A 10,932-nucleotide genomic window follows, 5' to 3' on the forward strand; every position below is an offset into this window, starting at 1 on the left:
TGGGGCCTTACGTCGTTCGCCAGCCGCGCTCCAGGCAGCCGAAGATGTCCTCCGCCGCGCGGCGGGGGTTCTCGTGGTGCGTGATCAGCTCGCGGGACTCCAGGGCGAACCTCGCGAGGGCCGCGCACGTCACGTCGTTCTCCGGGGCACCCGTCTCTTCCGCGATCGCCCTCGCCAGCGCCGTCTCGTGGCGCAGCCACATCCGGCGGCCGTACTCGCGCAGCGCCGGGGTGCTCTCGACCAGCCGCAGGAACTCCTCGCCCGGGCCGCCGTCCGAGACGTCGCGCAGGATGTGCTCCCGCAGCGCGTCCACGACCGTGTGCCCCGGCGGCCGGCCGCGCACCGCCAGGACCAGCGCCGCCTCGATGTCGTCGTCCTGGTCGAACAGCAGCGCTTCCTTGCTGGGGAAGTACTTGAACAACGTCGTCACCGAGACGTCGGCGGCGTCCGCCACCTCTTTCACCCCGACCTCGTCGTAGCCGTGTTCGAGGAACAGCTCCAGCGCGGCGTCGGCCAGCGCTTGGCGAGTCTGCGCCTTCTTGCGCTCGCGCCGCCCGATCACTTCGGTCATGCTCCCCAGCCTACGTGATGGTGGACTCACTTCAAAAGTTTAGTCGTTGCACTTTTTGAGTCACTGTGCTTTTCTGGCTTCAGACCGCCGGACCAGCCGGCGGCCCCGAACTTCCAGGGGGAAGCCATGAACTCCATCGCGATCGTCGGCGCCGGCCTCGGCGGACTCGCCTGTGCCCGCGTCCTGCAGCTCCACGGCCTCGACGTCACCGTCTTCGAACAGGAACCCTCGGCCGACGCCCGCGCCCAGGGCGGCACGCTCGACCTGCACGGCGACACCGGCCAGGTCGCCCTCCGCACCGCGGGCCTGTACGAACCGTTCCGTGAATTGGCCCGGCCCGAGGGCCAGCAGATGCGCGCAGTCGACCCGCTCACCGGCGAAGTCGTCATGGACGAGATCCCCGCCGAAGGCGACGACTTCCGCCCCGAGATCGACCGCGGCCAGCTCCGCGGCCTCCTCCTCGGCTCCCTGCGACCCGGCACCGTCCGGTGGGGGCAGCCGATCACCGACGTCACCAAGGCCGGGCAGCTGACCTTCGCCGACGGCGTCACCCGGGACTTCGACCTCGTCATCGGCGCGGACGGCGCGTGGTCCCGCGTCCGCCGCACCCTCACCGGCGTCCGGCCCGAGTACAGCGGGGTCACCTTCGTCGAACTCGGCCTCGACGACGCCGACCGCCGTCACGCCGAACTGGCCGCGCTGCCCGGCCAGGGCACGATGATGACGAAGGTCGACGGGAAGGCGCTCGTCGCGCAGCGCAACAGCAACGGTCACATCCGCTGCTACGCCATCTTCTACGCGCCCGAGGACTGGGCCGCCGGCCTCGACTTCGCCGACACCGCGGCGGTGCGCGCGAACCTGCTGGAGCGCTTCGCCGGCTGGCACCCGAGCGTGCTCGCGTTCCTGTGCGACGTCGACGGCGGGTTCACGCACCGGCCGCTGCACGTCCTCCCCGTGCCGCACGCGTGGACCCACACGCCCGGGCTCACGCTGCTCGGCGACGCCGCCCACCTGATGCCGCCGCTGGGCGTCGGCGCGAACCTCGCCCTGCTGGACGGCACCGAGCTCGCCACGGCGCTGGCCACCGCCCCGAGCGTCGGCGAAGCCGTCCGGACGTACGAAGCCGGAATGCTGCCGCGGTCGATCGAGACGGCGAAGGCGTGCGCCGGTGGCCTGCACGACCTGCTCAGCGACGACTTCCGGTCGATGGCGGCCTGAGGACCTACCGCCGGGCGACCACGCGTGGGTAACATGTTTCCCACGATGTGGTCGTCCCGGCGCACGGTGGGGAGCAGTCCTCCCACTCTCGGTAGCACCCCTTCATGGCTATCCCCCGAACGGACCAGCCGACTACGGAATTCAGCCGCCGTGAGTCCGACAACGGGTGAAACTTACTGTCTTCGTACGCGACCTCGTTAGCATCCGCACATTTGTCCGTTGCTGCGCGTCCCGATCGGGCCTTGAGCACCTCTCACCATCAAGTCCACAAGACGAATGGGGTCGCCAGCGATGAGTACAGAGGGACTCTCGATTCCAGGCATCTCGATCGCCGGCTCGGGGCCATCGGCCGCCGAGCGGGTGCGCAAGCGCGGACTGAGCCTGTTCGGCTCGGTGCCCCGCCCCGCTGTGGTCACGTTCGCCATCGAGGCGGCCGCGGTCATCCTGGCCGTGCTCGACGTCTGGCTGGTGATCCCCGAGAAGGCCCAGCCCTACTCGATCTGGCTCTCCGGCGCCGCGTGCCTCGCGGTCGTGTTCCGCCGGAAGTTCCCGTTCCTCGCCGTGCTGATCGCCGTCCCCGGCTTCCTGGCCGGGTGGGCGCAGCTCGCGTCGATGATCACGCTCGGCATGCTCGCGACCCGGCGCCAGCTGCACTGGCAGGTCTGGGTCGGCGCGGCGCTGGTGTGGTGCTGCCGGTTCGTGCAGTGGCCGTTGGAGGACTTCGCCCAGCTCAGCTGGCGCGAGCACATCCTCGACGGCATCTACGGCGTGCTCGTCGCGGGCATGCCGATCGCGATCGGCCTGCTCATCGGGGCGCGAGCCGAGGTTTCGCACAAGCTCGCCGAGCTGGCCACGAGCCGTGACCGCGAGCGCCGCTTCCACGCCGACGCCGTCCGCGCCGAGGAGCGCGCCCGGCTGGCGCGCGAAATGCACGACGTCGTCTCGCACCAGATCACGCTGATCGCGATGCAGGCCGGCGCGCTGCAGGCCCAGTCCACCGACGACCGGGCGCAGGAGACCGCGCAGGTCATCCGGACGCTGTCGAAGCGGACCCTCGAGGAGCTGCGTTCGCTGCTGAGCGTGCTGCGCGCGGGCGCCGACGACGACGGCCCGAGCCCCGGGATCAACGACCTCGACCGGCTGATCCGGACGTCGGAGGTGCCGGTGCACCTGTCGGTGGAGCACCTGCCGGAGGCCCTGCCGAACCAGGTCTCGGCGGCGGCGTACCGGACGGTGCAGGAGTGCCTGACGAACGTCCACAAGCACGCCCCGGGCGCGACGGCGACGATCCGCATCCAAGGTGAGCACGGGGCGCTCAAGATCGAGGTCCGCAACGAGCGGGCCCGCGGGACGGCGGAGGTACTGCCGTCGGGCGGCCACGGGCTGACGGGGCTGGCCGAGCGGGCTCGCCTGCTGGGCGGCAGCTTCGAGACGTCCGGGATGGAGGACGGCGGGTTCCGGGTCCGGGCGCGGTATCCGCTGGACCGCTGAGGGCGGCCGTCCGGCCCCCGGTATCCAGTCTAGGGGCGAGCACTGACGATTTCGGATTCGACGAAGCTGCGAACGGCGGATTCCGGGCGTATTCGGCAGGAATCCGCCGTTCGCTGCGTTTCCGAGCCGGGAACTGTCGGTGGTCGGCCGTAGCGTGGAAATCGGGGGCTGCTCAGGCGCGCGCACGGCCGGCGTCACGAGGGCGGGCGTGCTTCGACGGGCATGTCGTGTGATTGAAGAGGCATCACGTGTGATTGCGGGGGCATCAGCCGTGATTGAGAGGGCGACTCGCGCGCCGGGAGAGTCGACTCGCGTGCCTGAACGGTCGGACTGCGTACGTGGGAGGTCGACTCGCGTGATTGGGGGTCGGCACGGGCCGGGTTGGAGTTTGGCGCGCGCGAAAAGCCACCCCGAGGTGTCCCGGGGTGGCTTTCGGGCCGGCGGACGCTTAGATGATCTCCCGGCGCTGGCGCAGGCGCTCGAGGGCTTCGGCCAGGATGGCCTCGCCGTCGGCGTCGCTGCGTCGCTCCTTCACGTACGCCAGGTGCGTCTTGTACGGCTCGGTCCGCGGTGCGGCCGGCGGGTTCTTCTCGTCCTGCCCGCCCGGGAGCCCGCAGCGGGGGCAATCCCACTCGTCGGGGATCTCCGCGTCGAGCGCGAACGACGGGCGGGCTTCGTGCCCGTTGGCACACCAGTAGCCGACCCGGCGCCGCGGCGCCGATTCACCTCGTTCCGATTCGCCTGTAGGTCCGGCACCCACCCGGGTGCCCCGAATCGCGTTACCGCCAACCATGAATCCTCACACCTATGGAATCGGCGGCGCGCCCCCCAATAGGCACGCCGAATCGCTGCGCCCCGCCGCCCGTGACCCGGTCTCGATCGACGGTGGAGCGCCGGACGCCTCACACCTTGAGCAGCAGACCCAGCCCCACGATGCTGATCAGCCAGACCGCGCCCAGCAGCAGGGTGATCCGGTCGAGGTTCTTCTCGGCCACGCTCGACCCGGCCAGGCTCGACTGCATCCCGCCGCCGAACAGCGACGACAGGCCGCCGCCACGCCCGCGGTGCAGCAGAACCGCCACCACGAGGAAGACGCTGGAGACGATCAACAGGATTTGCAGGAACAGCTTCATGTCATCCTCTGGGCTCTAGGAGAATGCAGGGGCACGGCATGGTCGTTTCCGACCACCACCGTACCCCTGGACTCGTCCACTGCTGTGTGACGGACCGGATACACAGGCTACCCGGTCGTGGCCTCGATCAGGGCAGCGGCCCGCCCGCGGCGAGTGCGCAGAGTTTCGTGAACTCCTCGCCGTCGAGGCTCGCTCCGCCGACCAGGGCACCGTCGATGTTCTCGCAGCCCACCAGCTCGCTGATGTTGCCCGACTTCACCGATCCCCCGTAGAGCACCCGGACGGACGAAGCGACCTCGTCGCCGTACTTCTCCTGGAGGGTGGCCCGGATGGCCTTGCAGACCTCTTCGGCGTCCGCGGACGACGCGACCTTGCCGGTGCCGATCGCCCAGACCGGCTCGTACGCGACGACCACGTCCTTGACCTGCTCGGCCTTGAGGCCCTTCAGGCCGTCGACCAGCTGCGTCGTGGTGTGGTGGATGTGCTCGCCGGCCTCGCGGACCTCGAGCTTCTCCCCGATGCAGAGGATCGGCGTGATGCCGTGCTTGAGCGCGGCCTTGACCTTCTTGTTGACCAGCTCGTCGGTCTCGGCGTGGTATTCCCGCCGCTCCGAGTGCCCGACGGCGACGAACTTGCAGCCCAGCTTGGCCAGCATCAGGCCCGAGATGTCACCGGTGTAGGCGCCCGAGTCCTGCGGCGCGATGTCCTGCGCGCCGTAGGTGAGCGACAGCTTGTCGCCGTCGACCAGGGTCTGCACGCTGCGGATGTCGGTGAACGGCGGCAGCACCGCCACGTCGACCTTCGCGTAGTACTTCTCCGGCAGCGCGAAGGCGATCTTCTGCACCAGCGCGATCGCCTCGAGGTGGTTCAGGTTCATCTTCCAGTTGCCGGCGATGAACGGCTTGCGTGCCACTAGTTCTTCTCCTCCAGGGCGACCACGCCCGGCAGTTCCTTGCCTTCGAGGTACTCCAGCGAGGCACCGCCGCCGGTGGAGATGTGCGAGAAGCCGTCTTCGGGCAGGCCCAGCTGCCGCACCGCGGCAGCCGAGTCGCCGCCGCCGACCACGGTGAACGCGTCGCTCTTCACGAGCGCCTCCGCGACGGCGCGGGTGCCGCCGGCGAACGCCTCGAACTCGAACACGCCCATCGGGCCGTTCCAGAACACGGTCTTGGCGTCGGCCAGCTTGCCGGCGAACAGCTCCCGGGTTGCCGGGCCGATGTCGAGGCCCTCGCGGTCGGCCGGGATCGCGGTGGCGGCGACGACCTCGTGCTCGGCGTCGGCCGCGAAGCCCGTGGCGGCCAGCACGTCCACCGGCAGCACCAGCTCGACGCCGCGCTTCTCGGCCTCGGCGAGGAAGCCCTTCACCTGGTCGAGCTGGTCGGCCTGCAGCAGCGAGTTGCCGACCTCGTGGCCCTGGGCCTTGAGGAAGGTGTACGCCATGCCGCCGCCGATGAGCAGCCGGTCGACCTTGGTCAGCAGGTTCGCGATGACGCCGAGCTTGTCGGACACCTTCGCGCCGCCGAGCACGACCACGTAGGGCCGCTGCACGTCGTCGGTCAGCTTCTTGAGCACGTCCAGCTCGGCCAGCACCAGGCCGCCCGCGTACGCCGGGAGCACCGACGCGACCTCGTAGACCGAGGCCTGCTTGCGGTGCACGACGCCGAAGCCGTCGGAGACGAACGCGCCGCCCGGGACGAGCGCGCCCAGCTCGGCGGCCAGCTCGGAGCGGTCCACGGCGTCCTTGCTGGTCTCGCGCGCGTCGAAGCGCACGTTCTCCAGCAGAACGACACGACCGTCGGCCAGGCCGCCGGTCAGCGCCTTCGCGGACTCGCCGACCAGGTCACCGGCCAGCGCGACCTCGGCGCCGAGCAGCTCGGAGAGCCGCTTGGCGACCGGGGCCAGCGTGTACTTCGGGTCCGGCTCGCCCTTGGGGCGGCCGAGGTGCGCGGTGACGACGACCTTGGCGCCCGCGTCGGCGAGCTTCTTGATCGTCGGCAACGCCGCGCGGACCCGGCCGTCGTCGGTGATGCGGTCCCCGTCGAGCGGGACGTTCAGGTCGCTGCGCACCAGCACGTAGCGGCCCTGAACGCCCTCGCCCAGCAGGTCGTCGAGGTTCTTGACGCTCATCTGTTCAGGAGAGCTTCGAACCGACGAGCTTGACCAGGTCGGCGAGGCGGTTGGAGTAGCCCCACTCGTTGTCGTACCAGCCGACGACCTTGACCTGGTTGCCGATGACCTTGGTCAGCGGCGCGTCGTAGATGCAGGACGCGGGGTCGGTGACGATGTCCGAGGACACGATCGGGTCGTCGCTGTAGCGCAGGATCCCGGCCAGCGGGCCGTCGGCGGCGGCCTGGTAGGCGGCGTTGATCTCCTCGATCGTGGCGGCCTTGGTCAGGGTGACGGTGAGGTCGGTGGCCGAGCCGGTCGGCACCGGGACGCGCAGCGCGTAACCGTCGAGCTTGCCCTGCAGCTCCGGCAGCACGAGGCCGATGGCCTTGGCGGCGCCGGTGGAAGTCGGCACGACGTTGATCGCGGCGGCGCGGGCACGGCGGAGGTCCTTGTGCGGCGCGTCCTGCAGGTTCTGGTCCTGCGTGTAGGCGTGCACGGTGGTCATCAGGCCCTGCTCGATGCCGAAGGCGTCCTGCAGGACCTTGGCCAGCGGGCCGAGGCAGTTCGTGGTGCAGGAGGCGTTGGAGATGATCACCTGCGAGCCGTCGTACTTGTCGTCGTTGACGCCGAGCACGATGGTCAGGTCCTCGCCCTTGGCGGGCGCGGAGATGATGACCTTCTTGGCACCGCCGGCGATGTGCGCCTTGGCGGCGTCGGCGTTGGTGAAGAAGCCGGTCGACTCGACGACGACGTCCACGCCCAGGTCGCCCCAGGGCAGGTTGGCCGGGTCGCGCTCGGCGAGGGCCTTGATGGTCTTGCCGTCGACGACGATGCCCTCGTCGCTGACGCTGACCTCACCCGGGAACCGGCCCAGGATGGAGTCGTACTTCAGCAGGTGGGCCATGGTCGCGACGTCGCCGAGGTCGTTGAAGGCGACGACCTCGATGTCGTGGCCGCTCGCCTTGACGGCGCGGAAGAAGTTGCGGCCGATCCGGCCGAAGCCGTTGACACCTACGCGAACGGTCACTGCTGCCACTCCTCTGAGGATCGGCCGGGAGTCCCGGCCGTGACTTGCGGGCTCGCGGCCACCCTAGCGTGCGGGCATGCGCGTCCCTGACTGCCCTGACGAGACTTCCACCACTTGGCGAACGGGTCAAGAATCGATTAAGAAGCCGGGGAGGAAAGCGGGGTCGCGTTCACACGGGTGACACCCGGACCACAGCGGACCAGTGGGGCCCCCGACGCTGGTGTTTCAGCTGGGAGTCCGGGGTACGCCGGAAGTCGAAGTGACGACGGCAGTCAGGTACTGGAACGATTCAGTGGATCTTCCGGACCCTGGCCCCCACGGTGGTTTTCGCGGAGTCCGCGGGCGGAGCGTGAGGTCGATGACTCGACCGATCCAGCGACCGGTTCACCCCGTCAGCTCCCGCTCCAAGGGCGTCCGGAACCGCGGCACGGCCCGGACCTCGCCGTACCAGCTCGCGCACCGGTCCGCTTCCGCCTCGACCGTCGCCGCGACCTCCGTCCCCACGTCCTCCAGCAGCCGGTAGGCGATTTCACCCGACGCGCGCTGGGCCCAGCCGCCCACGATGCGGCCGGACGCCCAGATCGTCGGGCCGATGTTGCCGCTGCGGTCGAACAGCGCCGGGCGGTGCGGGCCCAGGAACCAGTCGCGCTCCTGCCAGCCCATCGGCGTCGGGTCCAGGGCCGGGAGGAACGCCACCCACGGCGGTGGCGTCGGCACCGGCGACAGATCGTCCGGCAGCACGACGCCGGGCACGCCGTCGAGGTCGACCTCCACCGGGGACAACGCGGAGAGGGCCTTCTTCGTCTGGCCTGCCGTCCAGCCCGTCCACCAGCGCAGGTCCGTCACCGGCGCCGGGCCGTACGCGCGCAGCCAGCGACGGGCCAGCTCGACCCGCGCCTCCTCCGCGCCCCACGAAGGCAACCCCGGGACCCAGGAATCCAGCGGGTGCCAGACGTACTGGCTGCTGAGCCAGCTCCCCCGCGGACGGCCGCGCGCGATCCGGCCGTCGGCGGCCAGCAGGAACAGCACCCGGCTCGTGACGTTCCCGATCGCTTCGTACGGCTTGCCCGCCGCCATCAGCAGCTGCTGCCGCAACCGCGGCTCGTCCTCGCTGAGCTGCTGCGCCGTCGCCGAGCCGCGGGCGCGCAGCGCCGCCTCGACCGACGCTTCGACGTCCAGGAGCCACTTCCCCGGCTCCGGCACGTTCTCCGGGTATCCCTGCTGCCCCAGGTGCTGCTCCAGCAGCTTCCGCTGCTTGACGGCGATGTCCGCGGAACACCCCGCCTGCACGAGCGCCGCCGTGTCCAGGCCGGTGACGAACACCGTGCGCCGCATGCCGAGCAGCCGCAGCAAGGTCCGGTCTTCGTACAACGCCCGTTCGACCGCGGCGATCGCCGGTGAAGCGAGCCGCGCGCTTGCCGACAGGTGCACGGTCGCCGGGTCCGTGGCGTGCAGGGCCACCACGCCGGCCACGGCGTCGGAGACCGTGGCCGCGGGCGCGGCCAGGTGGTGCCGGACCGCGAGGCGGGCCCGGCGCTGCTCGGTGGTGATCGTCGGAGGAGGCACCCGCTGTTGATACCACCCGGCACCGACAAAAACGCCTGGTCGCCCGGCCCGGCCTGGCGATAGCCTGGCGAAATGGTTTCCGGTGCGCACTTCGCGGCCTTCGCCGCACTGACGTTCCTCATGGTCGTCGTCCCCGGGCCGAGCGTGCTGTTCACCATCAGCCGCGCGCTCACGGTCGGCCGGCGCGACGCGCTCCTCACCGTCCTGGGCAACTCGGTGGGTGTCTACACGCAGGTCGTCGCGGTCGCGTTCGGCCTCGGCGCGCTCGTGACGACGTCGGCCGCGGTGTTCACCGCGATCAAGATCACCGGTGCGGTCTACCTGGTGTACCTGGGCATCCAGGCGTTCCGGCACCGGCGGAAGCTCACCGACGCGATGGCGGCGAAGGTGCGGGCCACGCCCGGCCGGGTCCTGGTCGTGCTGCGCGACGGGTTCGTCGTCGGCTTCGCGAACCCGAAGTCGATCGTGTTCCTCGCGGCCCTGCTCCCCCAGTTCGTCGAGCGGGCCGCCGGGTCCGTCCCGGTCCAGATGCTGCTGCTGGGCCTGTGCCTGCCGGCGATCGCGCTGACCACCGACAGCGCGTGGGCGCTGGTGGCGGGCACTGCCCGTGCCTGGTTCGCCCGCTCACCGAAGCGCCTGGAGATGGTCGGCGGCACCGGTGGTCTCGTGATGATCGGCCTCGGCACCACGCTGGCCTTCACCGGCCGGGGTGACTGAGCACCAGCTCCAGCAACCCCGGGAACGCCGCGTCGAACTCCAGGCGCCGCAAGCGGTTCAGCCGCCGCGGGCCCGCGTCGCGCTGCTCGATCAGGCCCGCCGCGCGCAGCACCGAGAAGTGGTGGCTGAGCGTCGCCTTCGCCACCGGCAGGTCGAACGTGCCGCACGCCTTCGTCCACTCCGGGACCGCGGCCAGCTCGCGCAGGATGCTGCGGCGCACGGGATCGGCGACCGCGGCGAGGGCGTCCTGCAGGGACACCTCCGCCGGGACGCCGTGGGTCAGGCCGCGCGCCCGCGCCGTGGTCACCGCAGGGCCTCCGCCAGCGCCGGCCACCACTCCCGGGGCAGGTCACCGGCCGGGACGACGACCTGGTCCGCGCCGGCGGCCCGGTACTCGCGCAGGCGCGCCACGACCGCGTCGAGGTCGCCGCGCACCGTCAGCCCGTCGACCAGCCGGTCCGAGAGATCGGCGATGTCGGCGTCGGTGAAGCCCATGCGGCGGAAGTTGTTCGCGTAGCCGGGAATCCCGGCCAGGAACCGCAGCGAGCCCCCGCGGGCGCGCTCGCGGGCGACGCCGGGGTCGGCCTCCGCGACGACGCTCAAGAGCACGACCAGCTGCTTCCCCGCGCCGAGGATCTCCCGCGCCGAAGCGACGTAGTCGGTCGTCACCAGGTACGGGTACGCGCCGGACGCGCGGTCGCGCGCCAGTTCCAGCATCTTCGGGCCCAGCGCCGAAAGGATCCGCGCGGACGCGGGGACGGTGTCGTCCAGCTCGTCGAGGTAGTCGTTCAGCGTGGCCAGCGGACGCTGGCCGTGGGCGCCGCCGAGGCCGACGACGAACCGCCCGGCCGGCAGGTCCGCGTACGCCCGCGCGACGTCGGCCGCGGGCACCCGGTCGACGGGGAGGATGCCGCTGGCGACCGGGATCTTCGCGGTCCCGTGGATCACGTCGGTGATCAGCGGCAGGTTGCTGCCCTGCCCGCCCGGCAGCCAGAGCGCGGCGTACCCCAGCTCGTCCAGCTCGGCGGCGGCCGTGACGGTCTCCGGCCCAGTCGTGTTCAGCGTGGCGCCCAGCGCCCCCAGGTTCGTCATGCGCCCGG

Annotated in this window: 12 protein-coding genes; 3 read left to right on the forward strand and 9 right to left on the reverse strand. The window is 71.0% G+C overall.

Annotated elements, in window-relative coordinates; genetic code table 11:
- Window positions 1-7: 7 nt before the first annotated feature.
- Window positions 8-571, reverse strand: coding sequence for a TetR/AcrR family transcriptional regulator (locus OG738_RS41305; protein ID WP_329049261.1), 564 nt, complete (start codon window positions 569-571; stop codon window positions 8-10).
- A 126-nt stretch (window positions 572-697) separates the two neighbouring features.
- On the opposite strand from OG738_RS41305, the gene OG738_RS41310 reads away from it, so the two are divergent.
- Both OG738_RS41310 and OG738_RS41315 read left to right on the forward strand, forming a co-directional pair.
- On the forward strand, window positions 698-1,789 hold the full coding sequence (locus tag OG738_RS41310; protein ID WP_329049263.1) for an FAD-dependent oxidoreductase: 1,092 nt from the start codon (window positions 698-700) through the stop codon (window positions 1,787-1,789).
- Between the two features lie 291 nt (window positions 1,790-2,080).
- A complete protein-coding gene (locus OG738_RS41315) occupies window positions 2,081-3,280 on the forward strand; it encodes a sensor histidine kinase (protein WP_329049265.1) in 1,200 nt (399 codons plus the stop codon).
- Window positions 3,281-3,728: 448 nt separating this feature from the next.
- Here OG738_RS41315 and OG738_RS41320 read toward each other — a convergent pair whose 3' ends face one another.
- From OG738_RS41320 to OG738_RS41345, 6 genes are all read right to left on the reverse strand, one after another.
- Window positions 3,729-4,073 carry an RNA polymerase-binding protein RbpA gene (locus tag OG738_RS41320; protein ID WP_086671261.1) on the reverse strand — a complete coding sequence of 115 codons (345 nt, stop codon included), beginning with the start codon at window positions 4,071-4,073 and terminating at the stop codon, window positions 3,729-3,731.
- A 109-nt stretch (window positions 4,074-4,182) separates the two neighbouring features.
- The gene (gene secG / locus OG738_RS41325; RefSeq protein ID WP_086671259.1) at window positions 4,183-4,413 is read right to left on the reverse strand and encodes a preprotein translocase subunit SecG; all 231 of its coding nucleotides are present in this window, start codon (window positions 4,411-4,413) and stop codon (window positions 4,183-4,185) included.
- A gap of 127 nt (window positions 4,414-4,540) precedes the next feature.
- Window positions 4,541-5,326 (reverse strand): triose-phosphate isomerase, encoded by a 786-nt coding sequence (gene tpiA, locus OG738_RS41330; protein WP_329049269.1) that lies wholly within the window; start codon window positions 5,324-5,326, stop codon window positions 4,541-4,543.
- Complete coding sequence (locus OG738_RS41335) at window positions 5,326-6,540, reverse strand: phosphoglycerate kinase (protein ID WP_329049271.1); 1,215 nt, start codon at window positions 6,538-6,540, stop codon at window positions 5,326-5,328. The genes tpiA and OG738_RS41335 overlap by 1 nt, the downstream gene beginning before the upstream one ends.
- A 4-nt stretch (window positions 6,541-6,544) precedes the next feature.
- Window positions 6,545-7,549 (reverse strand): type I glyceraldehyde-3-phosphate dehydrogenase, encoded by a 1,005-nt coding sequence (gap, locus tag OG738_RS41340; protein ID WP_329049272.1) that lies wholly within the window; start codon window positions 7,547-7,549, stop codon window positions 6,545-6,547.
- Window positions 7,550-7,933: 384 nt separating this feature from the next.
- Complete coding sequence (locus tag OG738_RS41345; protein WP_329049274.1) at window positions 7,934-9,115, reverse strand: winged helix DNA-binding domain-containing protein; 1,182 nt, start codon at window positions 9,113-9,115, stop codon at window positions 7,934-7,936.
- Window positions 9,116-9,187: 72 nt separating this feature from the next.
- Between OG738_RS41345 and OG738_RS41350 the strand changes: the two genes are divergently transcribed.
- The gene (locus OG738_RS41350) at window positions 9,188-9,832 is read left to right on the forward strand and encodes a LysE family translocator (protein WP_329049276.1); all 645 of its coding nucleotides are present in this window, start codon (window positions 9,188-9,190) and stop codon (window positions 9,830-9,832) included.
- Here the strand turns inward: OG738_RS41350 and OG738_RS41355 are convergent.
- Both OG738_RS41355 and OG738_RS41360 read right to left on the reverse strand, forming a co-directional pair.
- Window positions 9,813-10,139 (reverse strand): ArsR/SmtB family transcription factor, encoded by a 327-nt coding sequence (locus tag OG738_RS41355; RefSeq protein WP_329049278.1) that lies wholly within the window; start codon window positions 10,137-10,139, stop codon window positions 9,813-9,815. The two genes, OG738_RS41350 and OG738_RS41355, sit on opposite strands and share 20 nt — an antisense overlap.
- Complete coding sequence (locus tag OG738_RS41360; protein ID WP_329049279.1) at window positions 10,136-10,924, reverse strand: TIGR03620 family F420-dependent LLM class oxidoreductase; 789 nt, start codon at window positions 10,922-10,924, stop codon at window positions 10,136-10,138. The genes OG738_RS41355 and OG738_RS41360 overlap by 4 nt, the downstream gene beginning before the upstream one ends.
- Between the last annotated feature and the right edge of the window lie 8 nt (window positions 10,925-10,932).

This window comes from Amycolatopsis sp. NBC_01488 (genome assembly GCF_036227105.1).
In the GTDB taxonomy this organism is placed as follows: Bacteria; Actinomycetota; Actinomycetes; order Mycobacteriales; family Pseudonocardiaceae; genus Amycolatopsis.

Excerpts from the sequence above, each read along its gene's own strand:
- secG (WP_086671259.1), bottom strand. The coding sequence starts at position 4,413 with ATGAAGCTGTTCCTGCAAATCCTGTTGATCGTCTCCAGCGTCTTCCTC.
- OG738_RS41315 (WP_329049265.1), top strand. The coding sequence starts at position 2,081 with ATGAGTACAGAGGGACTCTCGATTCCAGGCATCTCGATCGCCGGCTCG.
- OG738_RS41310 (WP_329049263.1), top strand. The coding sequence starts at position 698 with ATGAACTCCATCGCGATCGTCGGCGCCGGCCTCGGCGGACTCGCCTGT.
- OG738_RS41320 (WP_086671261.1), bottom strand. The coding sequence starts at position 4,073 with ATGGTTGGCGGTAACGCGATTCGGGGCACCCGGGTGGGTGCCGGACCT.
- OG738_RS41305 (WP_329049261.1), bottom strand. The coding sequence starts at position 571 with ATGACCGAAGTGATCGGGCGGCGCGAGCGCAAGAAGGCGCAGACTCGC.
- OG738_RS41360 (WP_329049279.1), bottom strand. The coding sequence starts at position 10,924 with ATGACGAACCTGGGGGCGCTGGGCGCCACGCTGAACACGACTGGGCCG.
- OG738_RS41350 (WP_329049276.1), top strand. The coding sequence starts at position 9,188 with ATGGTTTCCGGTGCGCACTTCGCGGCCTTCGCCGCACTGACGTTCCTC.
- OG738_RS41335 (WP_329049271.1), bottom strand. The coding sequence starts at position 6,540 with ATGAGCGTCAAGAACCTCGACGACCTGCTGGGCGAGGGCGTTCAGGGC.